Origin of the sequence: Rhizobium sp. PRIMUS64 (assembly GCF_023006465.1) — a bacterium.
GTDB lineage: Bacteria > Pseudomonadota > Alphaproteobacteria > Rhizobiales > Rhizobiaceae > Rhizobium > Rhizobium leguminosarum.
Map to the genome: position 1 here is coordinate 1 of NZ_JALBGX010000347.1, position 437 is coordinate 437.

Consider the following 437-nt stretch of genomic DNA (forward strand, 5'->3'; position numbering starts at 1 on the left):
CCTGTGGACCACGACCGGCACCAAGCTCGCCACCGCCACCTTCGCCAACACCACAGCGAGCGGCTGGCAGACGGTGAACTTCACAACTCCGGTCACGATTGCCGCCAATACAACCTATGTCGCCTCCTACCACACGACTGGTGCCTACGTCGCGACCGACAATTTCTTTACCGCCACAGTGACCAGCGGCCCGCTGACCGCGTTAGCCAGCGGCAACGGCGTATACACCTATGGCGGCTCCGCTACCGCAGGCATTTTCCCGAATGCCACCTACAACGCCGCCAATTACTATGCCGATGTGGTCTTCCGTCCGGCATCGACAACACCGAACACGACGCCGACGGCGGTTGCCGATGCGGGTGATGCGACGGAGAAGGGCGGGGTCGCCAACGGTTCGGGTGGCGTGGTGGCGAGCGGCAACGTGCTGACCAACGACA

The 437-nt window shown here is 63.2% G+C and carries 1 protein-coding gene; it reads left to right on the top strand.

From position 1 onward, the window contains the following. Positions 1 to 437, top strand: a 437-nt coding sequence (locus tag MOV76_RS39505; protein ID WP_247266629.1) for a DUF4082 domain-containing protein, incomplete at both ends; no start/stop codon positions are given.